Annotated in this window: 22 protein-coding genes; 16 read left to right on the top strand and 6 right to left on the bottom strand. The window is 64.8% G+C overall.

From position 1 onward, the window contains the following. The first annotated feature begins 47 nt into the window (after window positions 1–47). Window positions 48–1193, top strand: a complete 1146-nt coding sequence (locus CH262_RS02610) for an acyl-CoA dehydrogenase family protein (protein ID WP_027498008.1) — start codon at window positions 48–50, stop codon at window positions 1191–1193. A 52-nt stretch (window positions 1194–1245) separates the two neighbouring features. On the opposite strand, the gene CH262_RS02605 is transcribed toward CH262_RS02610, so the two are convergent. From CH262_RS02605 to CH262_RS02595, 3 genes are all read right to left on the bottom strand, one after another. Then, window positions 1246–2709, bottom strand: a complete 1464-nt coding sequence (locus tag CH262_RS02605; protein WP_032386327.1) for a DHA2 family efflux MFS transporter permease subunit — start codon at window positions 2707–2709, stop codon at window positions 1246–1248. Continuing rightward, on the bottom strand, window positions 2706–3323 hold the full coding sequence (locus CH262_RS02600; RefSeq protein ID WP_052054800.1) for a PadR family transcriptional regulator: 618 nt from the start codon (window positions 3321–3323) through the stop codon (window positions 2706–2708). Before CH262_RS02600 ends, CH262_RS02605 begins: the two co-directional genes overlap by 4 nt. A gap of 272 nt (window positions 3324–3595) precedes the next feature. Then, window positions 3596–3799: a cold-shock protein gene (locus tag CH262_RS02595; RefSeq protein WP_008714360.1), complete on the bottom strand. Its 204-nt coding sequence runs from the start codon at window positions 3797–3799 to the stop codon at window positions 3596–3598. A 194-nt stretch (window positions 3800–3993) separates the two neighbouring features. Here CH262_RS02595 and CH262_RS02590 point away from each other — a divergent pair, with 194 nt between their 5' ends. Together CH262_RS02590 and CH262_RS02585 are read left to right on the top strand one after the other, a co-directional pair. Beyond that, on the top strand, window positions 3994–4752 hold the full coding sequence (locus CH262_RS02590; RefSeq protein ID WP_256988643.1) for a GNAT family N-acetyltransferase: 759 nt from the start codon (window positions 3994–3996) through the stop codon (window positions 4750–4752). Between the two features lie 63 nt (window positions 4753–4815). Beyond that, entirely contained in the window at window positions 4816–5829 is a 1014-nt protein-coding gene (locus tag CH262_RS02585) for a glutathione S-transferase family protein (RefSeq protein WP_094716799.1), read from the top strand. A gap of 9 nt (window positions 5830–5838) precedes the next feature. Here CH262_RS02585 and CH262_RS02580 read toward each other — a convergent pair whose 3' ends face one another. Beyond that, window positions 5839–6219: a VOC family protein gene (locus tag CH262_RS02580; protein WP_032365504.1), complete on the bottom strand. Its 381-nt coding sequence runs from the start codon at window positions 6217–6219 to the stop codon at window positions 5839–5841. Between the two features lie 233 nt (window positions 6220–6452). Between CH262_RS02580 and CH262_RS02575 the strand changes: the two genes are divergently transcribed. The 6 genes from CH262_RS02575 (at window position 6453) to CH262_RS02550 (ending at window position 17915) form a co-directional block, all read left to right on the top strand. After that, window positions 6453–7172, top strand: a complete 720-nt coding sequence (locus tag CH262_RS02575; RefSeq protein ID WP_032365401.1) for a hypothetical protein — start codon at window positions 6453–6455, stop codon at window positions 7170–7172. Between the two features lie 43 nt (window positions 7173–7215). Further along, on the top strand, window positions 7216–8055 hold the full coding sequence (locus CH262_RS02570) for an LLM class F420-dependent oxidoreductase (RefSeq protein ID WP_094716798.1): 840 nt from the start codon (window positions 7216–7218) through the stop codon (window positions 8053–8055). A 107-nt stretch (window positions 8056–8162) separates the two neighbouring features. Beyond that, the gene (locus tag CH262_RS02565; RefSeq protein WP_094716797.1) at window positions 8163–9221 is read left to right on the top strand and encodes an ATP-binding cassette domain-containing protein; all 1059 of its coding nucleotides are present in this window, start codon (window positions 8163–8165) and stop codon (window positions 9219–9221) included. Window positions 9222–9229: 8 nt separating this feature from the next. After that, on the top strand, window positions 9230–9988 hold the full coding sequence (locus tag CH262_RS02560) for a hypothetical protein (RefSeq protein ID WP_230591712.1): 759 nt from the start codon (window positions 9230–9232) through the stop codon (window positions 9986–9988). A gap of 251 nt (window positions 9989–10239) precedes the next feature. Beyond that, the gene (locus CH262_RS02555) at window positions 10240–13977 is read left to right on the top strand and encodes an ABC transporter ATP-binding protein (RefSeq protein WP_094716821.1); all 3738 of its coding nucleotides are present in this window, start codon (window positions 10240–10242) and stop codon (window positions 13975–13977) included. Between the two features lie 110 nt (window positions 13978–14087). Further along, complete coding sequence (locus CH262_RS02550) at window positions 14088–17915, top strand: multifunctional oxoglutarate decarboxylase/oxoglutarate dehydrogenase thiamine pyrophosphate-binding subunit/dihydrolipoyllysine-residue succinyltransferase subunit (protein ID WP_094716796.1); 3828 nt, start codon at window positions 14088–14090, stop codon at window positions 17913–17915. Window positions 17916–18121: 206 nt separating this feature from the next. Here the strand turns inward: CH262_RS02550 and CH262_RS02545 are convergent, their stop codons facing one another. Next, window positions 18122–18769, bottom strand: coding sequence for a TetR/AcrR family transcriptional regulator (locus CH262_RS02545; protein WP_032371667.1), 648 nt, complete (start codon window positions 18767–18769; stop codon window positions 18122–18124). Window positions 18770–18838: 69 nt separating this feature from the next. Between CH262_RS02545 and CH262_RS02540 the strand changes: the two genes are divergently transcribed. The 3 genes from CH262_RS02540 to CH262_RS02530 are packed head-to-tail and all read left to right on the top strand — an operon-like array spanning window position 18839 to window position 22206. Next, on the top strand, window positions 18839–20407 hold the full coding sequence (locus CH262_RS02540) for a flavin-containing monooxygenase (RefSeq protein WP_094716795.1): 1569 nt from the start codon (window positions 18839–18841) through the stop codon (window positions 20405–20407). Continuing rightward, window positions 20404–21237, top strand: a complete 834-nt coding sequence (locus CH262_RS02535; RefSeq protein ID WP_032365394.1) for an SDR family NAD(P)-dependent oxidoreductase — start codon at window positions 20404–20406, stop codon at window positions 21235–21237. Before CH262_RS02540 ends, CH262_RS02535 begins: the two co-directional genes overlap by 4 nt. A gap of 12 nt (window positions 21238–21249) precedes the next feature. Beyond that, entirely contained in the window at window positions 21250–22206 is a 957-nt protein-coding gene (locus tag CH262_RS02530) for an alpha/beta hydrolase (RefSeq protein WP_094716794.1), read from the top strand. On the opposite strand, the gene CH262_RS02525 is transcribed toward CH262_RS02530, so the two are convergent. Then, entirely contained in the window at window positions 22162–23055 is an 894-nt protein-coding gene (locus tag CH262_RS02525) for a glycine betaine ABC transporter substrate-binding protein (RefSeq protein WP_094716793.1), read from the bottom strand. The two genes, CH262_RS02530 and CH262_RS02525, sit on opposite strands and share 45 nt — an antisense overlap. Before the next feature lie 209 nt (window positions 23056–23264). On the opposite strand from CH262_RS02525, the gene CH262_RS02520 reads away from it, so the two are divergent. From CH262_RS02520 to CH262_RS02505, 4 genes are read left to right on the top strand one after another with little or no spacing between them, the layout of a single operon-like run. Continuing rightward, window positions 23265–24239 carry an ABC transporter substrate-binding protein gene (locus CH262_RS02520; protein WP_032365502.1) on the top strand — a complete coding sequence of 325 codons (975 nt, stop codon included), beginning with the start codon at window positions 23265–23267 and terminating at the stop codon, window positions 24237–24239. After that, entirely contained in the window at window positions 24239–25390 is a 1152-nt protein-coding gene (locus CH262_RS02515) for an ABC transporter ATP-binding protein (protein WP_032390505.1), read from the top strand. Before CH262_RS02520 ends, CH262_RS02515 begins: the two co-directional genes overlap by 1 nt. After that, window positions 25387–26049 carry an ABC transporter permease gene (locus CH262_RS02510; RefSeq protein ID WP_032365390.1) on the top strand — a complete coding sequence of 221 codons (663 nt, stop codon included), beginning with the start codon at window positions 25387–25389 and terminating at the stop codon, window positions 26047–26049. Before CH262_RS02515 ends, CH262_RS02510 begins: the two co-directional genes overlap by 4 nt. Then, the gene (locus CH262_RS02505) at window positions 26046–26738 is read left to right on the top strand and encodes an ABC transporter permease (protein WP_027498027.1); all 693 of its coding nucleotides are present in this window, start codon (window positions 26046–26048) and stop codon (window positions 26736–26738) included. Before CH262_RS02510 ends, CH262_RS02505 begins: the two co-directional genes overlap by 4 nt. Window positions 26739–26781 lie beyond the last annotated feature (43 nt).

The raw sequence follows: 26781 nt of genomic DNA, 5'->3' as shown, positions 1-26781 counted from the left end.
CGACGAGTATTGTGCGCGTATCAGCCGTTACCGAGAGGAACAAGTAAGTGAAGCGCAGCCTGTTCGAGTCCGACCACGACGACTTCCGCGCATCGGTACGCGAGTTCGTCACCAGGACGATCACACCGGTCGAGGAAAAGCTGGTCGAACAGCGATACATCGACCGCGAGATCTGGCTCGAAGCAGGACGCAACGGTTTCCTCGGCCTCGAAGTGCCCGAAGAATACGGCGGCAGCGGAGCCGAGGACTACCGATTCAACGCCGTCCTCGGTGAGGAACTCGCCCGCTCGAGTGCCGCGGTGGCGTCGTGCTTCGGTATCCACGTCGACATCGTCGCGCCCTACCTCGTCAAGCTCACCACCGAGGAGCAGAAGAAGCGCTGGTTGCCCGGGTTCTGCAGCGGCGAGATCCTCACCGCCATCGCCATGACGGAGCCCTCCGGCGGTTCGGACCTGGCCGCGCTGAAGACCACCGCCGTCAAGGACGGCGACGACTTCATCATCAACGGCTCGAAGACGTTCATCACCAACGGCAATTCCGCCGACCTCGTCATCGTCGCCACGCGCACGACGCCCGAGAAGAAGGCGAAGGGCATCACGCTGTTCGCCGTCGAGAACGGAACCGAGGGATTCACCCGCGGCCGCAAACTCGACAAGGTCGGCCAGCCCGAATCCGACACCGCGGAACTGTTCTTCGAGAACGTGCGAGTACCCAGCGCCAACATGATCGGCGAATTCGACGGCGGCTTCATCCACATGATGCAGCTGCTCCCCCAGGAACGCATCAGCTGCTCGGTGGCCAACCTCGGACACGTACGGCCCATTCTCGAAGAGACGCTGCAGTACGCCAAGGACCGCAAGGCATTCGGTCAGCAGATCGGCTCGCTGCAGTGGAACAAGTTTCTGCTCGCCGAGCTCGTCACCAAACTCGATGTGGCACAGGCATACATCGACAACTGCATCGTCGCCCACGGCCAGGGCGAGCTGACGGCCATCGATGCAGCCAAGGCCAAGTGGTGGAGCTCGCAGGTGCAGAACGAAATCCTCGACCACTGCGTCCAGCTCCACGGCGGCTACGGATTCATGAACGAATACCGCGCCGCCCGCGCGTGGAAAGACGCTCGCGTGACCAAGATCTGGGCCGGATCGAACGAAATCATGAAGGAACTGATCGGCCGGGATCTGGGGCTGTAGAGCGGCTTCGCCGCATGTGAGTGGAACTTCGTAGCAGGGGTCGAGGTTCCACTCACATGGGTTTCTCGAACGCGGGCCGGGCGTAGAAGCAGACCGCGACCATGCCGACCAGGAGCACGACGGCGGGGAGGATCAGCGACTGCGCCATGGCGGTGGTGAAGCCGTCACGCAGCATCTCGGGCACTCGGCCGGCGAATTCGTTTGCTCCCGAAGCCGATCCACCGGTAGGTAGTTCGGCGGCCAAGCGCGATTGGATGAGCGCGCCGATGCCCGCGCTGCCGAGCACGGACCCGATCATGCGGGTGGTGTTGTAAATTCCCGAACCCGCGCCCGCCTGGCTCATCGGAAGATTACGAGTGGCCGTCGCTGCCAACGGAGACCAGATCAACGCATTCGCCACACCCATTGCAGCGACGGGGAGCAGCAACTTCCAGATGGCCGTCGTCGGCGTCATCTCGTAGGCGAACCACAGCAGCGACGCGGCGAGGATGAACAGTCCCGATCCGGCGATGTACCGCGGATGAGTCCTGTCGACGAGCTTGCCGATATTGGGTGCGAGCAGTCCGGTGAGCAGCGCCATCGGAACGAACAGCAATGCCGATCGGGTGGGCGTCAGACCGGTGACGCTCTGCGCGTAGAACATTATCGGCAGCATCATGCCGGACATCGCGAAACCCATTGCGGCGATACCGATATTGGACAGCGAGAAATTGCGGTCGCGGAACAGGGCCAAGGGCACCAGCGGCTCGCTGGTGTTCACGGACTGCCAGTAGACAAACCCCGCGAATACCAGCAGACCGACACCGATGAGGATCCACACGCCGGTACCCCAGTCGTACTTCTGACCTTCCTGGATACCGAAGACGATGCAGAAGAGTCCGACAGCGCTGAGCGCAACGCCCAGCAGATCGAACTTGTGATCGTGGGTCGGCAGCACCGGAACGAATTTCAGCGCCAACGCAATTGCGAGAATGCCCACCGGCACGTTGATGAAGAAGATCCATTCCCAGCCGAGCGAGTCGACCAGCACACCGCCGAGAATCGGCCCGACGAGCGTTGCGACGCCTGCAACGGCACCCCATGCCCCCATCGCCGTTCCACGCTTCTCCGCCGGGAACACACGAGTGATCACCGCCATCGTCTGCGGGGTGATCATCGCCGCGCCGAGACCTTGAACCGCGCGCGCCGCGATGAGCATCTCGATCGATCCCGACAGTCCACACCACACGGACGCGAGAGTGAACAGCACCAGGCCGGCGATGTACAGATTCCGCGGACCGAACTTGTCACCCAATCGGCCCGTGACCAGCAGTGGAACGGCGTAGGCGAGGAGATACGCGCTGGTGACCCAGATGACGTTGTTGATGTCGGTGTTCAGCCCGGTGAGGATCGCAGGTTGCGCGACCGCGACGATCGTCGTGTCCACCAGGATCATGAAGAAGCCCAAGCACAGTGCCCACAGCGCCGGCCACGGTCTGATCTCGTGCTGCGACGGGGCAGTCTCGACGGAATTCATGTAGCGCTCCCTATCCCCGAAGTCGGGTTCGTGTGATGTGCGGAGATGTGATGCGGCCAGTCGAGCTCGCCGCTGTCGATCCGATCGAGGTAGCGCGTCAGCCACTGCACTTCTGCGCGCAGCATGTGGTGAATGTAATCGATTCCGGCCCAATAGATTTCGGATATCTGGCGATCTGCTGCGAGCTGTTGATAGCCCGACAGTTCGTCGATGTCCGCGGTCAGGTCCACGATTCGCTCCCGTAACAGGGCGGTCGCGTCGGATGCGGGTAGGTTGTGCATTTCGGACAGGCCGAGGACGAACTGCGGGTATTCCCGCACCGGGGTTCTCAGAATTTCGGTCAGCCGATCGGTCAGCACGTGCCGTCCGGCCGAGGTGATCCGATAGGTGGTGCGCTCCGGACGGTTGCCACCCCGGTCGGTTCCGACCTCGTCGACCAGTTCCTGCTCGTGCAGACGTGCGACCGCGTGATAGAGCGAACCCGGGCGAATCTTGACGATTCGATCTTCCTTGCGGGAGAGCAGCAATTGATACATCTCGTAGGGATGCATCGGGCCCTCCGAGAGCAGAGCCAGAATCGAGACGCCCAGCGGATTGACGGTTCCGGCTCGCATCGATCCCCCTGTCACCTATCCCGCACGAATTATTCCAACTGGAATATAGGGCCGGCGATAGCCTCGGAGCAACCCGGACAATGCGCCCACCAGGGGACAAAGGCGTCTTTCGACGCAGAATGGGCACCGACCGCGGTCGATGCCCTCACCGAACAGACGAAGGCCGGATACTCGGAAATACTTCCGTGTATCCGGCCTTGTCACCGAGTTTCTGGTGCTGAAAAAGTCTAGAGTTTCAGTCCACCAGGAGAAATCGGGTTACGAAGCTTGAATCAGATGGCGCGGACGCCGGTAGCCTGGGGGCCCTTCTGACCCTGGCCCACCTCGAACTCCACGCGCTGGCCCTCGTCGAGCGACTTGAAGCCGCTACCCTGAATCTCCGAGTAATGAACGAAAACGTCCGGTCCGCCACCATCCTGCTCGATGAAGCCGAAGCCCTTTTCGCCGTTGAACCACTTCACACTGCCCTGCGTCATTCTGTAAACCTTCTGTAAGCGAGCTAGATCTTCACGTCGAAGCTCTAATCTCAAAACCGAGTCTGCCATCTATTGGCGCTGAGCGAAACACCGGGGGCGAAAAAGTTCGAAAGATTGCTTTGGGACGGTGAAACAGAAATGCCGCCACAGCTGCCGCAGCCCGTCGGTTCAAGTGCCGTCGCTACTGTCGAACCGTGGAATTGCCTGCCTACGATGCCGACCGATTCGATCCCCACCGATTCGATCCCCACCGACTCGACATCGTCCGACTCGCCTGGTGCCGACGGCTGTCGTTGGACGACCGTGCCCTCGATACCACCGCGGACCGCGTCGAACATCGGACCGACACCGAGAACATCGTCGTACTCCGACTGGCACAGACCACCCTGATCGTCGGTCCTTCCTGGGCCGTGGACGCCGCACGCGGCGTCGAGGGCCAGGCAGACACCGGTCGGACGTGGTTGTCGACGCTGCTGGGCGATCGCGTCGAGCAGTACGAGATCGACTCCCACACGCTGGCCTACGGATCCGAGATCGGCCACACCATCGACGTCCACGATCCGCTGATCTCCCACGAAGCGGAGCACGCCCGCGCTCTGGCGGAGCACTGCAGCGAGGCCGACGTGACGGAGGCATTCGGCGAGCCGGTGTCGCGGCACTGGTTCACTTTGCTCGGAGACGACCGACCCGCGGATTCGGCGCGATCCCTGGCCTCGGCCGGGTACTCGGAAGAAAACATGATCCTGGCCGACATGCGCGTTCTCACCGACCCGGACCACCGACGACACGGATACGCCGCGGTCGTCGGGCGGCTCGCGACCAACGATGCCATCGACGACGGCCTGATACCGCAGTGGCGCGCGCGACCGGAGAACACGACCGCTCGACGCCTTGCCGCCCGGCTCGACTACGTGGAGATCGGCGCCTGCCACACCGCCGTGCGTCGAACCTAGGCGCTTGAATCCGGTCCGGACTGGGTAGCGTTCGTGAAACCGACCGATGTGAGGAGTTCGATCATGGCCGAGGACGCCACCTACGTGAAGCCGGGCGAGGAATTCAAGCGCGATACCAACTACATCCCGACGCGCATCACCGCCGACGGCCGGGACGGATACCCGGTGGAGCCCGGGCGTTACCGGTTGATCGCGGCGCGGGCCTGCCCGTGGGCCCATCGATCCATCATCGTGCGTCGACTCCTCGGACTCGAAGATGTTCTGTCCCTTGGCATTCCGGGTCCGACCCACGACCCGCGCAGCTGGAACTTCCAGGAGGAGCCGGGCGGCGTCGACTCGGTTCTACAGATCCCTCGGCTGCAGGACGCATACTTCGCACGGTTCCCGGACTACGAACGAGGCATCACCGTGCCGGCGATCGTCGACGTTCCCACCGGCCAGGTCGTCACCAACGACTACCCACAGATCACCCTCGATCTCAGCACCGAGTGGACGCAGTACCACCGCGAGGGCGCGCCCGATCTGTACCCGGAGGCGCTCCGCGGCGAGATCGACGAGGTGGCCGATCTGGTGTTCAAGGACGTCAACAACGGCGTCTACCGATGCGGATTCGCCGGCTCGCAAGAGGCATACGAGAAGGCGTACAACCGCCTGTTCGCTCGCCTCGATTGGCTCGTCGAACGGCTGTCCACCCGGCGGTATCTCGTCGGCGAGCACATCACCGAGGCCGACGTGCGACTGTTCACCACCCTCGTCCGTTTCGATCCCGTCTACCACGGCCACTTCAAGTGCAACCGCAGCAAGCTCACCGAGATGCCGGTGCTGTGGAACTACGCACGCGACCTGTTCCAGACCCCCGGATTCGGTGACACCGTCGACTTCGATCACATCAAGCGGCACTACTACGAGGTGCACACCGACATCAATCCGTCGGGCATCGTGCCGAAGGGGCCCGATCTGGCCGGCTGGCTCGAACCGCACGGACGTGAATCACTCGGCGGATCGCCCTTCGGCGACGGCACCGCGCCGCAGCCGCCGAAGCCGGACGAACTGGTCCCGCCCGAGCACTGGGTGTAACAGTGACGGCTATGCCCCGGCGTAGGTACCGAAGCTCCAGTAGACCCCCTCGGCGTCGCGGCAGGTGAAGCCGCGGCTGCCGTAATCCTCCTCGCGCAGGCCCTGCGTGACGGTGCCGCCCGCCGCGACCACGCGATCGTGGATGCCGTCGGGGTCGTCGGTGACGATGTAGATCGACCCGACACCCGGCGGCAGTTCGCCGATGGCACTCCCGTCGCGAACACTGCCCAGCATCACCCCGCCGCCGTCGGGCCAGCGCAGTTCCGCATGATCGACGCGGTCGCCTTCGCCGTGAACCGCGCACTCCTCGAATCCCAACACGTCGACGATGAATCGAATTGCGTCGCGTGCGTTGTCGTACTTCAGAGTGGGCCAAACGTGTGTCGTCATGACGCCATACCTTCCTCGTCGGCCGCGCGGATCGTCACCGGCGACGCCGCGATGCCGCTCGACAGAGTCTCGAACATGCCCGCACCCCGACGCGGCGCGCGCCACCGGACACCACCTCGCTCGCAGGAATCTGCACGCCACCAGTCTAAATTGCCCCGAACGTGTGCAACGAGGAATTCGCGGGTAACTCCCCCGACCAGCGTCACCGACGCTCGCAACCGAAAGAGGTATCGATGGCAGGCAAGAAGGACGACGCTCAGGTCGAGATCTCGAGCGGAGGCAAGCTCGAACGGGCCCTGGTCAACATCCTGGACAACGCCAGCCGCCTACAGGGGCCGGCCGTCGACAAATACGTCGCGCACGTGCGTCGAGCACACCCGTACGACACCCCGGCCCAGATCATCGAACGGCTCGAGAAGCGATTTTTGCTGGCGGTCACCGGCAGCGGATCGGCAGTGGGAGGCGCAGCGGCGGTCCCCGGAATCGGTACGGTCGCATCGCTCGCCGCCGTCGGTGCCGAGACCGCGTTCTTCATCGAGTCGTCGGCTCTGCTGACGCTGTCGGTCGCCTCCGTGCACGGCATTCCCGTCGAGAATCACCAGCAGCGACGCGCGCTGGTGCTCTCGGTGGCACTGGGCGAATCAGGCATGCAGATCGTTCAACGAACAGTGGGCAAGACAGCCAAGAACTGGGGCCCGCTCATCACCTCACGCATTCCGGGCGGCTCGATGGCCAGCATGAACAAATCGCTGGTGAAGAAGTTCGTCACCAAATACCTGGCCAAGCGCAGCGCACTGCTGGTCGGCAAGATGCTTCCCGCCGGAATCGGCGCGGCGATCGGCGGCGCGGGCAACCGAGTGGTCGGCAAAGGCGTCATCAAGAACGCCCGTGACGCCTTCGGCCCGCCGCCCGCACGGTTCCCGGAAAATCGCATCATCGAACCGGACGAATGAGAATGCCCGGAATCTTCGAGAGGCTGCTGCGTTGACTTCGAACATGACTTCCACACCTGAACTCGGCAAGTACGGCGTCTGGCGACTGCACTCGGCGTTCACGCCGGAATTGTCCCGCGCCATCGAGTCCTTCGGCTACGGGACCATCTGGCTCGGCGGATCCCCGCCCGCGGACCTGACGACCACCGAGGAGATCCTCGACGCCACGGACACCATCGTCGTCGCCACCGGCATCGTCAACATCTGGTCCGATGCAGCCGCCGACGTCGCCGCGTCGTATCACCGCATCGAGAGCAAGCACCCCGGACGGTTCGTCCTGGGCATCGGTGCCGGTCACCCCGAGGCCACCCAGGAATACCGGAAGCCGTACGACGCATTGGTGAGCTACCTCGACGACCTCGACGAGGCCGGAGTCCCGATGGAGCGTCGGGTCCTCGCCGCGCTCGGCCCCAAGGTGCTCGCGTTGGCCGCGAGCCGGACCGCAGGCGCGCACCCCTACCTGACCACTCCCGAACACACTCGTGAAGCCCGAGAAGCAGTGGGGCCGAACAAGATTCTCGCTCCCGAGCACAAGGTGGTGCTCGAGACCGATCTGGAGAAGGCACGCGCGATCGGTAGGCCACCGGTGAACAATCCCTACCTGCATCTGCGTAACTACACCAACAATCTGAACCGGCTCGGCTACTCGGACGAGGAAATCGGCGACGGCGGCAGCGACCGACTGATCGACGCGCTCGTCGCACACGGCGATGCCGACGCCATCGCGGCGCGACTCGACGAACACCTCACTGCAGGCGCGTCGCACGTGACGCTGCACTCGCTGCCCGACGACGCCGACCCGCTCGAGACGTACCGGGAGATCGCTGCGGCGTTGCATCGCTGAAACCGGGGTCATCCTGCCCGTCGGTCCTACCCCGTAACCTCGTATACCGGTTGCCGCCAAGCAACCGGCACACGAGGTGCACCGACGGCCAGGGGGACACCGCACAGATGACCAGCTACTCGGCTCCGGCGCTGGAAGCGCAGGCTCTGACGAAACAATTCGGTACTGTTCGCGCGGTCTCGGACCTGAGCTTCGTCGTTCCACGCGGAACCGTCACCGGCTTTCTCGGGCCGAACGGCTCCGGCAAGTCCACGACACTGCGGATGCTGCTCGGCCTCGTCGCCCCGACTTCGGGCGTCGGCCTCGTCAACGGCGTTCCGTTTCGCACGGCGACCCACCCGGCCCGTACCGTCGGGGCCGTTCTCGACTCGCTGAGTCTGCACCCCAAACGCAGCGCCGAGCACCACCTGAAGATCTACACCGCGGCGATCGGGGTACCCGACAGCCGCGCCCTCGACGTCCTGAACCTCGTCGGTCTGGGCGACGCCGCGCACCGCGCAGCAGGCGGGTTCTCTCTCGGCATGCGTCAGCGACTGACGCTGGCGACAGCTCTACTCGGCGATCCCGAGATCCTCGTACTCGACGAACCCGCGAACGGCCTCGATCCCGAGGGGATCGCCTGGCTTCGAGACTTCCTCAAAGCGTTCGCGGCATCGGGGAGAACCGTCCTGGTATCGAGCCACATCCTGCGCGAGATCGAGCAGACCGTCGACACTCTCGTCATCGTCAGCGCCGGCACCCTGATGTACCAGGGATCCATCGCTCAGCTGCGATCCACCCGCCCGAGTCGCGTGCTCGTCGCCGCGTCCGACCCGGCGAAACTAGCCCTGGCATTGGCGTCCACCGGACTCACCGACACCCAACTGCTGCCCGACGGCCGCATCGGCGTCGCGGGTGCCGACGCTGCCACCGTCACGCGCATCGCGGCCGACGCTGGGGTCACGGTCTTCGGCACCACCAGCGAACACGTCGACCTCGAGCAGGTGTTCCTCTCCATGACCGCCGGTCAGTACACCGCAGCACCCGTCCAACCCACTGCATACGGACCGCCTCCGGGATACGGGCCGCCGCCTGGTTACGGGCCGCCGCCTGGATACAACCAGGGGTATCCACCGCCGCCACAGAACTACGGACCACCGCAGAACTGGACCGGGGGTTCGCGATGAACGCGCTGTTGACATCAGAGATCCGCAAGGTCACCACACTGAAGTTCTGGTGGGCGCTGGCGATCGCACCGATCGTTGTCGGCGTGTTCGCGTCCGTCATCACCTCGGTGATCGCGAACCAGCTGGGCGAGTTCGAGGAAGATCTTCAGATCGCCGGCGGTGTCGCCTCCATCGGCCTGTACGTCGCCGCGGGTGCCGCCATCCTGTTCGCCGGCATCTTCGGCGCGGTCAACGCCGGTACCGAGTTTCGACACAAGACCATCACCACCAGCTTCCTGACGGCCCGCGGCAGGGACGGCGTCATTGCCGCCAAACTCATCGTCACCGCCCTGTTCGGCCTGGGGTACGGCCTCGTCGTGCTCCTGGCGAGCCTGGTGTGTCTGCTGATCTTCAGCCAACGAACAATCGTCCTCGACGGCGCTTTCATCGGCGTCGTCGCGTCGTGCTTGCTCGCCGTGGTGCTGTGGTCGCTCATCGGAGCCGGGCTGGGGTTGCTGCTCAAATCCCCGACCTGGGCCGCCATCGTGCTCGTCGCCTGGCTGCCGTTCGGTGAAGGACTGCTGTCCCTGATTCTGTTCGGAGTCGGTTTCGGACCGGTGGCAACCGCGCTGCCGTCGAACCTGACATTGCCGACGATGGCAGCGACACAATTGGACGATGCGGGCGACCTCGCGTCGTGGCCGTGGGCTCCGCTCGGACTTGCCCTGTGGGCCGTGATCCTCACCGGTGGCGGTTGGTTCCTCGCCCGTACCCGGGACATCGACTGACCACCGCATCGGTGGGGATGTTCGCCCGATCCTGCTGTCGGTAGCCAGGTCTACCGTGTGAATCGATGGCACACAGCGAATACGTGAAGGATCGAGCAGCGTCGGGCAGCAATACGGGCAGTACCCGTCTGCTGGAAACCGACCCCGGCTCGTCCGGCGTACCCACCGACTCCCGGCCGACCACCGCGTCGTCGATCACCGCGTCGTCGATCACACGGCGTGGCTGGATCAGACGTCTGCTCGCGCAGTGCATGTTGCACCGGCGGACGGCACTCGGCGCACTGGGCGTGACGATGATCGCCGCCCTCATCGACATCTCGTTTCCGCTGCTGACGCGCCTCGCGATCGACGACGCCAGCGCAGGCAAGAACGACGTGATCGCCGGAGTCGCGATAGCCATCGCACTGCTGGGTGCTCTGCGATTCGCCTGCCAGTTCGGTCGGCGCATGCTCGCCGGTCGCCTGTCGATCGATGTTCAACACGACCTGCGGATGGACCTGCTGGCGTCGCTGCAGCGGCTCGACGGTCGTAAGCAGGACGAAATCCGAACCGGCCAGGTCGTGTCGAGATCGATCACCGACCTGCAGTTGGTGCAGGGTCTGCTCGCCATGGTGCCGCTGTCGGCCGGGGCAATTCTGCAGTTCGTCCTGGCCCTGGTCGTGATGGCCTACCTCTCACCGCTGCTCACCCTTGTCGCGGTCGTCATCGTTCCCGCGGTCAGCGTCGTCGTCTACCGAATGCGACCCACCCTCTTCGCTGCCACCTGGTCCGCACAACAGCGCGCCGCCGATCTGGCCCAGCACGTGGAGGAGACCGTCACCGGAGTCCGGGTGGTCAAGGGCTTCGGGCAGGAAGCGCGTGCGGTGGATCGCATCGAAGCTCTCGGGCGCAGGCTGTTCGCCGAACGCATGCGCTCGGCCCGCATCAATTCACGGTTCGCACCGACCATGTCAACCATTCCTCAGCTCGGACTGGTCGGCGTCATCGCTCTCGGCGGCTGGTTGGCACTGCACGGCCACATCACCATCGGCACCTTTCTCGCCTTCGCCACCTACGTGGCCACGCTGTCCGCCGTCACCCGAACCGTGTCGTCGGTGGTGATCATGGCGCAGCTCTCCCGCGCGGCCGTCGAGCGCGTCTACGAAGTGGTCGACACCGAGCCGACCGCACCGGAACCGGCGCACCCCATCGCACTGCCCGACGGCCCCCTCGGCGTCCACCTCACCGGCGTCACGTTCGGATTCGAGGCAGAGCGCAACGTTCTCAGCGACCTCGACCTGAGCATCGCCCCCGGGGAGACGGTGGCCGTCGTGGGACACGCGGGCTCGGGAAAGACCGCGCTCTCCCTGCTGCTCCCCCGCTTCTATCGCCCTACTCGCGGCCGGATCGCGGTGACCTCCGGGGACACGTCCATCGACATCGACGACCTGGATTCCGCGTCACTGCGCGAAGCGGTGTCGTTGGTCTTCGACGAGCCGTTTCTGTTCTCCGACACCATCGCCGCCAACATCGCGCTCGGCAGGCCCGAGGCAAGCGCGGAGGAGATCGAACACGCGGCTCGGCTGGCTCAGGCCTCGACCTTCATCGACGCTCTGCCCGAGGGCTACGACAGTCTCGTCGGCGAACGCGGCCTCACCCTCTCGGGCGGGCAACGCCAACGCATCGCCTTGGCTCGCGCCCTGTTGGTCGAGCCGCGGATTCTCGTCCTCGACGACGCCACCTCCGCCGTCGACGCCGAGACCGAGGCCGCCATCTTCGACGCACTGCGCGGCGTGCGTACCCGGGCGACCCTCGTCCTCGCACACCGCCGATCGACACTGACGTTGGCCGACCGAGTAGCCGTCCTCGACGGTGGACGCATCATCGACACCGGCACAGTCGACGAACTCGACGAGCGCTGCCCACTGTTCCGCGCTCTCCTCGCCGGCGGAGACGAGAACGAACACAGCGACGCCGCACCGGAACCGCGGACGGAACCGTCGGCGGCGATGCTCTGGCCGGACGATGCTCTGGAAGCCGTATCGAACCCCGGTGCCGCGATGCCGCCCGCAGGTGCCGGAGGTGGAGGCACACACGGCGCAGCGATGGCCGGCGCATTCGGCTCGTTGGCACCGACGCAGGCCATCTCCGACGCGGTGGCAGCCCTACCACCGGCAACGGAGGAACCAGGCGGATCGGGACAACAGTTGCGTCGACCAGACCCGGAATTCCGGCTCTCACGACTGCTGAGTCCTGTCCGGCTGCTGCTGGCAGGTGTCGTGGTGCTGCTGGCGCTCGACTCGATCGCCTCCATCGCCTTCCCCTCACTCGTCCGGTACGCGGTGGACAGCGGCGTGGCCCGCGGGGACTCCGACACCCTGTGGATCGCAACATCGATAGGCGTCGCCCTGGCTGCTGCCAGCTGGTTCGTGGTCTGCGCGACGACCGTGCTCACCGCACGAGCCGGCGAGCGGGTGCTGTTCGGATTGCGAGTACGCAGCTACGCGCACATTCAGAGACTCGGGCTGGACTACTACGAGCGCGAGCTGTCCGGGCGCATCATGACGCGAATGACCACCGACGTCGATGCGCTGTCGTCGTTCATCCAGACCGGCGCGTCCACGGCCGTGGTCAGCGTGCTGACCGTCGTCGGCATCGCGATCGCACTGCTCGTCACGGATACGACACTCGGGCTGGTGGCCCTGGCGGTCGTGCCGCCACTCGCCGTTGCAACCGTCGTCTTCCGACGCATCTCCTCGGCTGCGTACTCGACCTCGCGCGAACGCATCTCCATCGTCAACGCCGATTTCCAGGAGAACGTCACCGGACTGCGCGCAGCGCAGGCATACCGACGTGAGGAGTACGCAGCCTCTCGCTTCGCCGAACGCAGCAACCGCTACCGAGCGAGCCGCATGCGATCGCAGACCGCGATCTCGGTGTTCTTCCCGTTCATCACACTGCTCTCGGATGTCGCGCTGGCCGTCGTCGTCTTCGTCGGTGCGCATCAGATCGCCACGGGCACCGCCACCGCGGGCACCCTGGTGGCGTTCGTGTTGTACCTCGGCCTCCTCTTCGGCCCGATCCAGCAACTCTCGCAGGTATTCGACGGCTACCAACAGGCCCGCGTCGGCGTCGGCCGAATCGGAGACCTCCTACGCACGACGAGTTCGATCGAAACAGCGACAGCGACCGGGTCCGGTGCAGTCGTCGGCGATCGCCTGAACGCCGACATCGACCTCGTCGACGTCAGCTTTCGGTATGCCGGAGCTCACTCCGACGCGCTCAGTGAGGTATCTCTCAGCATCCCGGCCGGCACCACCGTCGCATTGGTCGGTCGCACCGGAGCAGGCAAATCCACCGTCGTGAAGCTGCTCGCTCGGTTCTACGACCCGACCTCGGGATCGGTACGCGTGGGTGGCCACGACCTTCGCGACTACCGGTTGTCCGACTACCGCCACCGGCTGGGCGTCGTACCGCAGGAAGCCCACCTGTTCACCGGAACCATCGCGTCGAACATCGCGTACGGCAGGCCCGACGCCAGCCGGGCCGACATCGAGAACGCGGCACGCTCGGTCGGGGCCCTCGACACCATCGCTGCACTTCGCGGCGGTATGCAGCAACCTGTCGGCGAACGCGGCCAAGGGTTGTCGGCCGGCCAGCGACAGCTGATTGCGCTGGCCCGCGCCGAACTGGTGGATCCCGATCTACTCCTGCTCGACGAAGCGACCGCAACCCTAGATCCGGCCACCGAACGCAAGGTCCTCGAAGCCAGCAACGCCGTTGCGCGGACCCGCACCGCAGTGGTCGTCGCGCACCGATTGGCCACCGCCGCACGAGCGGATTTGATCGTGGTCGTCGACGGTGGTCGTATCGTGGAAGTCGGACGACATTCCGAACTTCGCAAACGGGACGGCTTCTACGCCACATTGTGGGCTGCAGCCGAAACGAACCGGGGGAATAATTCGATAGTCAACGGGGTCATCGACAACGAGGCCGATGGTTACCGGTGAGTACATATCACAGCTACGTCCCGGACGCACGCGATCTCGACCGGAGGTCTAGCCTGGAGTCGTACGCGCGCTGATCGGGAACGAAGACAGAAACGAGGCGAACTACTGCCGTGAGCAGCAGCTCTACTACCCAATTCGGACAAAATCAATGGCTGGTCGACGAGATGTACCAGCGGTTCAAGCAGGACCCGTCCTCCGTCGACGCGAGCTGGCACGAGTTCCTCACCGATTACGACCCCGAAGCCGTGATCGACGAGAACCCCATCTCCAACGGTAAGTCCGGTTCCAACGGCTCGGCCTCGAACGGCAGCTCGGCCAAGTCCGCTCCTCCCGCAGCACCCGCGCCTCCTGCGAAGCCCGCCGCCTCGGCCGCGAAGACCGAAGCCCCGAAGACCGAAGCTCCCAAGAAGACCGAAGCCCCCGCGAAGGCCGCAGCTCCCAAGGCTGCTGAATCCAAGCCTGCTGAATCCAAGCCTGCTCCGGCGAAGTCGGCCCCGGCCAAGCCGGCCGAGAAGAAGGCAGCCCCGGCCAAGACCGCCGCTGCCGAATTCGGTGAAGAGTCGAGCAAGATTCTGCGCGGCGCAGCTGCGGCGGTTGCCAAGAACATGTCCGCCTCGCTGCAGATTCCGACAGCTACCAGCGTGCGAGCCATCCCGGCCAAGCTCATGGTCGACAATCGCCTCGTCATCAACAACCACCTCGCGCGTACCCGCGGCGGCAAGATCTCGTTCACGCACCTGCTCGGCTACGCCATCGTGCAGGCCGTCAAGGCGTTCCCGAACATGAACCGCCACTTCGCCGAGGTCGACGGCAAGCCCAACGCCGTCACTCCGGCGTCGATCAACCTCGGTCTGGCGATCGACCTTCCCGGCAAGGACGGCAACCGTTCCCTCGTCGTCGCGGCCATCAAGAACACGCAGGACTTCACGTTCACGCAGTTCTACAACGCGTACGAGGACATCGTCCGGCGTGCCCGCGACGGCAAGCTCACCGGCGAGGACTTCCAGGGCGTCACGATCTCGCTGACCAACCCCGGCGGAATCGGCACCGTCCACTCCGTCCCGCGCCTGATGAACGGCCAGGGTGCCATCATCGGTGCCGGTGCCATGGAGTACCCGGCGGAGTTCCAGGGTGCCAGCGACGAGCGTCTCGCCGAGTTCGGCGTCGGCAAGCTCATGACGCTGACCTCGACGTACGACCACCGCATCATTCAGGGTGCGGAGTCGGGCGACTTCCTCAAGACGATCCACAATCTGCTGATCAGCGACGAGTTCTACGACGAGTTGTTCCATTCGCTCAAGATCCCGTACGAGCCGATCCGCTGGCGCAAGGATCTGCCCGAAGGCACCGTCGACAAGAACACCCGCGTGCTCGAGCTCATCGCGGCGTACCGCAACCGCGGTCACCTGATGGCCGACACCGACCCGTTGCAGTTCACCAAGGACAAGTTCCGGATGCATCCGGACCTCGACGTGATCAGCCACGACCTGACGCTGTGGGACCTCGACCGCGAGTTCAAGGTCGGCGGATTCCACGGCAAGGACAAGATGAAGCTGCGCGACGTGCTCAGCGTCCTGCGCGACTCGTACTGCCGCCACGTCGGCGTCGAGTACACCCACATCCTCGAGACCGAGCAGGTCTCGTGGCTGCAGGAACGCGTCGAAGCCAAGCACGTCAAACCGACTGTGGCGCAACAGAAGTACATCCTCAGCAAGCTCAACGCAGCCGAGGCCTTCGAGACGTTCCTGCAGACCAAGTACGTCGGACAGAAGCGCTTCTCGCTCGAAGGTGCCGAGTCGGTCATCCCGATGATGGACTCCGTCATCGACCAGAGCGCCGAGTACGCCCTCGACGAGGTCGTCATCGGCATGCCGCACCGCGGTCGCCTGAACGTGCTGGCCAACATCGTCGGCAAGCCGTACTCGAAGATCTTCACCGAGTTCGAGGGCAACATGAACCCGGCTGCCGCACACGGCTCCGGTGACGTGAAGTACCACCTCGGCGCCGAGGGCACGTACATCCAGATGTTCGGCGACAACGACATCAAGGTCTCGCTCACGGCGAACCCGTCGCACCTCGAAGCCGTCGACCCCGTCCTCGAAGGCCTCGTCCGGGCCAAGCAGGACCTGCTTGACAAGGGCACCGGCCAGGGCGGTTACTCCGTGCTGCCGCTGATGCTGCACGGCGATGCGGCCTTCGCAGGCCAGGGCGTCGTCGCGGAAACGCTGAACCTGTCCGATCTGCGTGGCTACCGCACCGGCGGAACCGTGCACATCGTCGTCAACAACCAGGTCGGCTTCACCACCTCGCCGGAGTTCTCGCGCTCGTCCGAGTACTGCACCGACGTGGCCAAGATGATCGCCGCGCCGATCTTCCACGTCAACGGCGACGACCCCGAGGCATGTGCCTGGGTGGCTCAGCTGGCAGTGGACTTCCGTCAGAAGTTCCACAAGGACGTCGTCATCGACATGATCTGCTACCGCCGTCGCGGACACAACGAGGGTGACGACCCCTCGATGACCCAGCCGGCGATGTACGACGTGATCGACACCAAGCGCAGCGTCCGCAAAAGCTACACCGAATCGCTCATCGGCCGTGGCGACATCTCGCTCAAGGAAGCCGAGGACGCGCTCCGCGACTACCAGGGTCAGCTCGAACGCGTCTTCAACGAGGTACGCGAACTCGAGAAGTACACCCCGGAGCCCAGCGAATCGGTCGAACTCGACCAGCAGTTGCCGACCAAGCTCACCACCGCCGTCGACAAGGCCGTCCTGCACCGAATCGGTGATGCGCACCTCGACATTCCCGAGGGATTCAACGTGCACCCCCGCGTCAAGCCGGTGCTCGAGAAGCGTCGGGAGATGGCGTACGAGGGCAAGGTCGACTGGGCCTTCGGCGAACTGCTCGCACTCGGCTCGCTCGTGGACGAGGGACGCAACATTCGTTTCTCGGGCCAGGACACCCGCCGCGGCACGTTCACGCAGCGGCACTCGGTGATCATCGACCGCAAGACCGGTTCCGAGTACACGCCGCTGCAGAACATCGGCAGCGACAACCCCGGCAAGTTCATGGTCTACGACTCCGCACTGAGCGAGTTCGCGGCCGTCGGCTTCGAGTACGGGTACTCCGTGGGCAACCCGGACGCACTGGTGATGTGGGAAGCGCAGTTCGGCGACTTCGTCAACGGTGCCCAGTCCATCATCGACGAGTTCATCTCGTCCGGTGAAGCCAAGTGGGGACAGCTCTCCGACGTCGTGCTGCTGCTCCCGCACGGCCACGAAGGTCAGGGCCCGGACCACACGTCCGGACGCATCGAACGCTTCCTGACGCTCTGCGCCGAAGGGTCGATGACCGTCGCACTCCCCTCGACTCCCGCGAACTACTTCCACCTGCTGCGCAGGCACGCGCGTGACGGAATCCGTCGCCCGCTGATCGTCTTCACCCCGAAGTCGATGCTGCGCAACAAGGCAGCAGTGAGCAACATCGAGGACTTCACCGACGGCAAGTTCCACTCGGTGTTCGACGAGCCCACCTACGACACCGGCACCGGTGACCGCAGCAAGGTCAAGCGCGTGCTGATGGTCAGCGGCAAGCTCTACTACGAGCTCCTCGCTCGCAAGCAGAAGGACAACCGCGACGACGTCGCCATCGTCCGAATCGAGCAGCTCTACCCCGTGCCGACGCGTCGAATCCGGGAAGCACTCGAGAGCTACCCGAACGCAACGGAATTCCGCTGGGTTCAGGAAGAGCCTGCCAACCAGGGTGCCTGGCCGTTCTTCGGTCTCGCACTGCCCGAACTCATGCCCGAAAAGCTGGTCGGCATCAAGCGCATCTCCCGTCGCGCCATGTCCGCACCGTCCTCGGGATCGAGCAAGGTGCACGCCGTCGAGCAACTCGAAATCATCGACGAGGCCTTCAACAAGGTCGGCGAAGACTAGATCTGCGACAGCGACAAGCGGCCCACTCCTTCGGGAGTGGGCCGCTTTCGTCGTTTCTGTGCGCACCCGGGTTGGGATCAATGTGGGATTCAGTCGGTCAGACTGCAACAAAGGGACATTGATCCCAACTGGGGAGGACCTGCAACCGGGGAGGACGTCCAACCGGGGAGGACGTCCAACCGGGGGGACGCACACTAGGGCGGGGCTCAGGCGTCGGCGTCGGCTCCCAGGAGTGCGGAGATCATGCCCGGGGCCAGGGCGACAGCAGGTAGGGCGTTGACGTTCAGGTCGATCAACTCGTCGCGGGTGATCTGTGGATTTCTGAGCCAGGTGATGGTGGCTTCTTCGACGAAGGCGATCCAACCGCGGACGGCGAGGTCGATGGTGGGGGTGACATCGACGTCGAGTTGAGCGAGTTGGACGAGAGTGCGATCGGCCATGGTGGTGCGGGTCTGCTCGAACACCTCGCGCATCTGGGGGTCTCCGCTTGCCGTGCCGCGGAGCAGAGAGATGAAGGTGTCTCGTTTCTCGCTGACGTAATCGACGTAGTTGGCGATGGAGTCGCGCAGAATCTCGAAGGGTTCGAGGTCGGGGTCGGGTGCGGTCCGTTCGATCATCGACCGCGACGCCTCGCGGACTATTTCGAGGTGAAAGTCCTGCTTGGACGCGAAGTAGTGGAACAGTAGACCTCGGGAGACTCCGGCCTGATCGGCGATGTCCTCGACGGAGATCTGTTCGAGTGGCCGATCGGCGAGCATCTCGGTGCCGAGCTCGATCAGCTGCGCTCGTCGTTGCTGCGGACTGAGTCTGGTCCTTTTCGTCGTCGATACTCCAGCGCGGTTCACATCCGCCATGCAATCATCCTATTGAATAGTAGTCAATAACTATTGACTCACACTCAGTAAGCTTCTAGTCTGCTCTACATGAGTCTTCCCGTAACAGATACTTCGGACCGCGCAACGTCGCCGCGTCACGTCGATACGCTGATCATCGGCAGTGGTTTCGCCGGGCTCGGAGCGGCGATCAAGCTGACCAAGGCAGGCAAGAAAAACTTCGTCGTCGTCGAACGCGGCCACGATGTGGGCGGTACCTGGCGCGACAACACCTACCCCGGTGCAGCCTGCGACGTGCCCTCGCATCTGTACTCGTACTCGTTCGCGCTGAACCCGGAGTGGACTCGTTCGTTCTCCACCCAGCCCGAGATCCAGAAGTACATCGCCGGAGTTGCGCGCAAGTACGGCGTCATGGACAAGCACGTCTTCGGCACGGACGTGACGTCGGCGAGATGGAACGCCTCCACCAGCCGTTGGGACGTCGAGACGACCACCGGCAACTACACCGCCAAGATCGTCGTCTCGGCCGTCGGCGCACTGTGTGAGCCGAACCTGCCCGACATCAAGGGAATTCACGACTTCGAGGGCGACGTCTTCCACTCCGCTCAGTGGAACCACGCTGTCTCGCTCGCCGGCAAGCGCGTCGCCGTCATCGGGACCGGCGCGTCGGCGATCCAGATCGTTCCCGCCATCGCAGGCCAGGTCGAGCACCTCGACGTCTACCAGCGCACCGCGCCGTGGATCCTCCCTCGCGCCGATCGCCCGTACACCAAGCTCGAGCGCTTCGCCTTCAAGCACGTGCCCGGCTTCCAGCGCCTCGCCCGCGCCGGCATCTACGCGATGCGTGAGACCCAGGTCGTCGGACTGGCGAAGAACCCCGCGTTCATGAAGCCGCTGCAGTGGGCGTCGGAGAATCATCTGCGCACGCAGATCAAGGACAAGGCGCTGCGCGCGAAGGTGACCCCGAACTTCCGCATCGGCTGCAAGCGCATGTTGATCTCCAACGCGTACTACCCCGCTCTCGCGCAGAGCAACGTCGACCTCGTGACCGACGGCATCGCCGAGATCCGCAAAGGATCGATCGTCACCAAGGACGGCACCGAGCGCCCGATCGACGCACTCGTCGTCGCCACCGGCTTCCACGTCACCGATTCACCTGCCTACCAGGCCATCGTCGGCAAGGACGGCCGCACGCTGGCGCAGACGTTCGACGACGGCGGACAGCAGGGCTACAAGGGCGCCGCGGTGGCGAACTTCCCGAACATGTTCTTCCTCGTCGGCCCCAACACCGGCCTCGGGCACACCTCGATGGTCTTCATGATCGAGTCGCAGATCAACTACCTGGTCGACGCCCTGAACACCATCGACAAGCACGACATCGGGACCATCGAAGTGCGCAAGGACGTGCAGGACGAGTACAACGTGACCCTGCAGGACCAGCTCGCCAAGAGCGTCTGGATGAACGGCGGCTGCGCCAGCTGGTATCTGGACAAGCACGGAAACAACACCACCCTGTGGCCCGGGTTCACGTTCGAGTTCCGTCGTCAGACCAAGCATTTCGATCTCGATGCGTACCGTAGCGTCGCAACCGCAGATCTGACCTCCGCGTCGGCGAGCACGGCCGCCGGCAACAACACAGACAAGGTGTCCGCACGATGAGCACATTCACAGGCAAGGTAGCCGTCGTCACCGGCGCGGGTTCGGGAATCGGCCGGGCCCTGGCCCTCGAGCTGGCCGGACGCGGAGCCAAGCTCGCACTGTCCGACGTCGACACCGCCGGACTCGACGAGACGGTGCGCCGCGTCGAGGCACTCGGAGCCGAGGTGAAGTCCGATTTCCTCGACGTCTCGCAGCGCGAGACCGTGCTGGACTATGCCGAGGCCGTCGTCGCGCATTTCGGCAAGGTCAACCAGATCTACAACAACGCGGGCATCGCCTACCACGGTGACGTGGAGAAGTCGTCGTTCAAGGACATCGAGCGCATCGTCGACGTCGATTTCTGGGGCGTCGTCAACGGCACCAAAGCATTTCTGCCGCACATCAAGGCCTCCGGCGACGGCCACATCGTTAACATCTCCAGCCTGTTCGGCCTGTTGGCGATGCCGTCCCAGTCCGCGTACAACGCAGCGAAGTTCGCCGTCCGCGGTTTCAGCGAGTCGCTGCGCATGGAGATGTTGATCGCGAAGGCTCCGGTGAAGGTGACCGTGGTGCACCCCGGCGGCATCAAGACTGCCATCGCCCGCAACGCCACCGTCGCCGAGAATTTCGACCAGGCCGACGTGGCGAAATTCTTCGACAGCAAGTTGGCGAAGACCACCCCGATCGACGCGGCCAAGACCATTCTCAAGGGTGTCGAGAAGGGCAGGGGTCGCGTGCTCATCGGTTCCGACGCCATCGCGCTCGATCTGCTGCAACGCATCACCGGCTCGCGGTACCAGGGCCTGATCGCTGCGGTGTCCAAGCGGGCCATGCCACGGTCGAAGAAGTAGGCGGGTCGCGTCGTGAAAGCCTTCTACGTTCCACTGCCGATCGTTGCGGCGGCGCTCAAGCCCTTCTACCGCCTCGCGCTGAATCCGCGTCTGTCCTTCCGGGCACAGCGGGCGGTCCTCGAGGCCGCGGCTCCCGTGCAGACGCTCCCACACGGGACCGTCGCGCAGAAGCTGACGCTCGCGGGCAGGCGAGCCGAGCGCATCACCGTCGGAGCCACCGAACGCGACACCGCCATCCTGTACCTCCACGGGGGCGCGTTCACGATCGGTTCGATCAACACCCACCGATCGCTCGCCGCCCATCTGGCCCGAGAGTCGGCCAGCGCCGTGTACGTACTCGACTACCGACTGGCCCCGGAGAACCCGTACCCGGCCGCGCTCGACGACGCCGTGGCGGCGTTCCGAGAACTGGTGCGTTCGCACGGCTTCACCCCGGATCGCATCGCCATCGCCGGTGATTCGGCAGGCGGCGGGTTGACCGTCGCGACGGCGAGGCGGCTGGTGGACGACGGCGCGAGGCCGGCAGCACTCGGATTGATCTCACCGTGGGTCGATCCGGGCGCACGCGACGCGGTCAAGCCGCGCGACCTGGTGGTCAACACCGGGTGGTCGAACTCCTCGGCCGACGCGTATCTCGGGGCGGGCGACCCGCTGGATCAAGGCTTCGCGCCGCTCCAGGGCAACCTCGATGAGCTGCCTCCGGTCGTCATGCACGTCGGGACGGACGAGGTGCTCTATCCGCAGATCACCGCGTTCGCGGACACGCTGCGCCTGTCCGGCGTCGAACTCGAGTACATCGAGTACAAGAAGCTCTGGCACGTGGCGCATCTGCAGGCGTCGATCCTGCGGGAAGCAGCCGAAGCCGTCCATCACATGGGTTCCTATCTGGGCCGCAAGCTCAGAGCAGAGCCGAAGTCCGACGTGTCAGAGGCTGTGCTCGCCGAGCCAGCGGCCGGCGACATCGCCTGACGCAGCACCCCCGCGGACCTCGCCGATCATGTCGGCGAGGTCCGCTGTCGTCAGCTCCCCCGCCACCACCGAGAACGACTTCACCGCACTCTCGTCCAGCACACCGGTGCGGTACAGCGGAACGACGTTCTGCGCTGGATACACATGATCGTCGTCGGGCAGAGTCGTCAGATCCTTGGCCAGCGGACCGAACGACGCCGTCCGAATCGCGAGAGCATCCACCGCACCGGAATTCAGGTCATCGGCGGCGAACTGCGCATCCGGGTAGACCATGAAATCTGTGGCACTTGCCCCGGTGAAGGCCGGAGCCGTCCGCGGCGCATTCATGACGTTCATCGGGTCGACCTCCCCCTCGACCGTGCCGACTGTCACGTCGTCCCGACGAAGAAATTCGGTCACCGTCGCGTCGTCGTCCACTGCATTGCTCGACGCGACCGCGAGGGCCAATCGATCCTCGGCGGTTGCGTAGTCTCCCACCGACAGTCCGGCGGGCAGCGATCGGTTCAGTTCGGTGAACACGTCCTCTGCTTCGGTTGCCCCGGCCAGGGTGTCGAAGGTTCGCAACAGGTCCCCGGTCAGGTCGGGGATCATCGATACCTCGCCGCGGTCCAGCGCCGCGAGGTACGCCGTCCGATCCCCCAGGTTCTCGGCGACGGAGACCTCGGCTCCCGTCGACCGGAGTCCTCCCGCGTAGATCTGTGCGAGCAACCGGGAGAGGTCGGAATTCCCGGCTCCGACGACGACGGGCATGTGCCCGGGTTCGGCCCGGTCGGCCGCACTGCACCCACCGACGGAACCTGCAATAGTGACCGCGAGGGCCGCTGCCAGAATCGACGAACGCACTCTCATTTTCTCCTGTTCACTGCCCGTGGGGTTTACCGATCCCGACCGCGGGGCACAGATGCGAACGAGAGGGTAGTCGAACCAACCTTATGGGCACGGCGACGTCGACTACCATCCCGAGCAGCCCGAGTCCTGGTTCGGCGGTGTCCCCGGTGATCGGGCGGCACCCGTCGGAGTTGGGGCTTCGTCTGTGCCCGAACCGATGGAAGGACACCATGACCACCTCCCGAATCACGCGCGCGTTCTCCGCCCCGAAGGCAGTGGCGGCAGTTGCCGCGCTCGCCCTGTCGGTCACCGCACTGACCGCCTGCGGCGGAAATTCGGATCCGCTCTCGAGCGGAGGCGGCGAGAGCAACGACGACACGAACTCGATCATCGTCGGCTCGGCCAACTTCCCGGAGTCCGAGACCGTCGCGAATATCTACGCAGAAGCATTGCGCGCCAACGGTTTCGAGGTGAGCACCAAGCTCAACATCGGTAGCCGCGAGGCGTACATTCCCGCCGTCCGCGACGGCTCGATCGACCTGATTCCCGATTACACGGGCAACCTGCTCCAGTACTTGGACGAATCTGCCACGGCCACCTCGTCCGAGGACGTGCTCGCGGCACTGCCCGCTGCACTCGGCGACGACCTCTCGGTGACGGCCCAGGCACCCGGCGAAGACAAGGATGCCGTCGTCGTCACCCGCGCGACCGCAACCGAGCGCAATCTGAAGACCGTCGGCGATCTCGCACCGTTCTCCTCGGAGGTGACGTTCGCAGGCACGCCGGAATTCCAGGAGCGCGTCGGCGGACTGCCGGGCCTGAAAGCGAAGTACGGCCTGGACATCTCCCCCGGTAACTACGTGCCCATCTCCGACGGCGGCGGACCGGCCACGGTCGAGGCACTCGTGTCGGGCCAGGTCGTCGCGGCGGACATCTTCACCACCTCGCCGGCCATCGCGCAGAACGATCTCGTGGTTCTCGAAGACCCGGAGAACAATTTCGCCGCTCAGAACGTCATCCCGGTGCTGCGGACGTCCAAGCAGTCCGACAAGCTCACTCAGGTTCTCGACGCCGTCTCGGCGCAGATCACCACCGAAGAGCTCATCGCACTGAACACGTCGGTGTCCGGCGACCAGAAGGTCGAACCGGCTGCGGCGGCAACGGCGTGGGTCAAGGACAAGGGTCTGGACCAGCCGGTCAGCTGATGATCACCTTCGAGAACATCACCAAGACGTACCCGGACGGCACCACGGCAGTCGACTCGTTGGACCTGGTGATCCAGCCACACTCGTTCACCGTGTTCGTGGGGCCGTCCGGCTGCGGCAAGACGACGTCGATGCGGATGATCAACCGGATGATCGCGCCCACCTCGGGTGTCATCACGGTCGACGGCCGCAACATCGCCGACACCGACGCGGTGAAGCTGCGCCGGGGAATCGGCTACGTCATCCAGAGTGCCGGGCTGCTGCCCCATCGTTCCGTCGTCGACAATGTTGCGACGGTTCCGGTCCTCAACGGTCAGTCCCGGCGCGCTGCCCGCAAGGCGGCGCTCGAGGTACTGGAGCGAGTGGGCCTGGATCCCGCTCTCGCGTCCCGCTACCCGGCGCAGCTGTCCGGCGGGCAGCAACAGCGCGTCGGTGTGGCCCGCGCGCTCGCCGCGGACCCACCGATTCTGTTGATGGACGAGCCCTTCAGTGCTGTCGACCCAGTGGTGCGTGAGGATCTGCAGACCGAGATGCTCAGGCTGCAGGCCGATCTGAAGAAGACGATCGTGTTCGTCACGCACGACATCGACGAGGCCGTGCGGCTGGGCGACCACATCGCAGTCTTCGGACCGCAGGGTCGTCTGCAGCAATACGACAAGCCCGAGACCGTGCTCGCGGCACCGGCGACGTCGTTCGTGGCGTCGTTCGTAGGCCGCGACCGCGGCTACCGAGGCCTGTCTTTCCGCTCCGCGCAGTCGGTGACGATGCATCCGATCCATACCGCGACCGAGGACGAGATGAGCACCCTGCGACTCGACCAGGGGCAGTGGGTTCTGGTCGTGGACTCCCAGCGTCGTCCCCTCGGCTGGATCGACGCCACCGGCGTCGAGAAGGTACGCGGCGGCGGCAGCCTGGACGAGAGCACGGCGGCCGGTGGGTCGCTGTTCCTCGAGGGCGGCGATCTACGGCAGGCGCTCGACTCGGCGATCTCGTCTCCGTCGGGAATCGGCGTCGCCGTCGATTCGACCGGTGCCGCCGTGGGCAGCGTCGACGGTGCGGAGATTCTCGAAAACCTGGCCGTACAGCGCAAGTCCGAAGACGAGGAGCGCAATCGCCACCACTTCGGCGCGGCCGGGAACGATGCACAGTGACCTGGCTGTTCGACAACTTCGGCGTCGTACTCGGGTACACGAAGACACATCTGTATCTTTCGCTCGTGCCCCTGCTCATCGGACTGCTCATCGCCGTTCCGGTCGGCACCCTGATTCGCAACACGCGGTGGGTCCGCCGAATCACGTTGACGGTGGCCAGCATTGCGTTCACGTTGCCGTCACTGGCACTGTTCGTCACCATTCCTGCGGTCGTGGGACTGCCCGTGCTCGATCCGCTGAACGTGGTGATCGCACTGACGGTGTACTCCACGGCTCTGCTCGTTCGCGCGGTTCCGGAGGCACTCGATTCGGTTCCGTTCGCCGTCGTCGATTCGGCTCAGGCCATGGGCTTTTCGTCGTTACGCCGGGCGGTGACCGTCGAGCTACCGCTGTCCTTGCCGGTGCTCATCGCCAATATTCGAGTTGTCACGGTCACCAACATCTCGTTGGTCTCGGTGGGTTCGGTGATCGGTATCGGTGGTCTCGGCCAGCTGTTCACCCAGGGCTACCAACGTGACTATCCCGATCAGATCTTCGCCGGCATCATCTCGATCGTGTTCTTGGCGTTGATCTTCGACGCCGCCCTGTACCTGGTGGGCCGTCGACTCACGCCGTGGACCCGGCAGGGCAGCTCGTCGACGAGGAAGGCGCGCGCATGAATCTGTTCTCCGAAGCGTTCTCGTACATCCTCGACGGTGCCAACTGGGCCGGGCCGACGGGAATCGGCGCTCGACTGCTCGAGCACATGTGGTATTCGCTGTTGGCCGTTGTGCTTTCGGCCGCTGTCGCGATTCCCATCGGACTGATCATCGGTCACCTGCGCCGCGGCGAAGCGGTGGTCGTCGGACTGGTCAACGCTCTGCGCTCACTGCCGACTCTGGGTGTGTTGGTGTTCCTGGTCCTGGTGATCGGATTGGGTCTGATCCCGCCGATCATCGCGCTGGTCCTGCTCGGGATACCGCCGCTACTGGCGGGCACCTACTCGGGAATAGCCAACGTCGACGCCCACGTGGTCGACGCCGCCCGCGCGATGGGGATGACCGAATCACAGGTGCTGCTTCGGGTAGAGATCCCCAATGCACTCCCACTGATCCTCGGCGGACTACGGAACACCACCCTGCAGATCATCGCGACCGCGACCGTTGCGGCGTACGTCAACCTCGGCGGGCTCGGTCGCTACATCTTCGACGGTCTCGCGCTCTACGACTACGGCCGGGTTCTGGTGGGGGCGATCCTCGTCGCGCTGCTCACACTCGTCGTCGACGGCCTTCTCGCCCTTGCGGTGTGGACGTCGGTGCCGGGAACCGGTCGCCTCCGGCGCATGCCGACCGGACTGGCAAAAGTCTGACGACGACTCACGCAAACTAAAAGCACCCCGAACCACCGACCCG

Source organism: Rhodococcus sp. 05-2255-1e (assembly GCF_002259025.1).
Lineage (GTDB): Bacteria > Actinomycetota > Actinomycetes > Mycobacteriales > Mycobacteriaceae > Rhodococcoides > Rhodococcoides fascians.
This window is presented reverse-complemented; position numbering and strand designations above follow the sequence as displayed.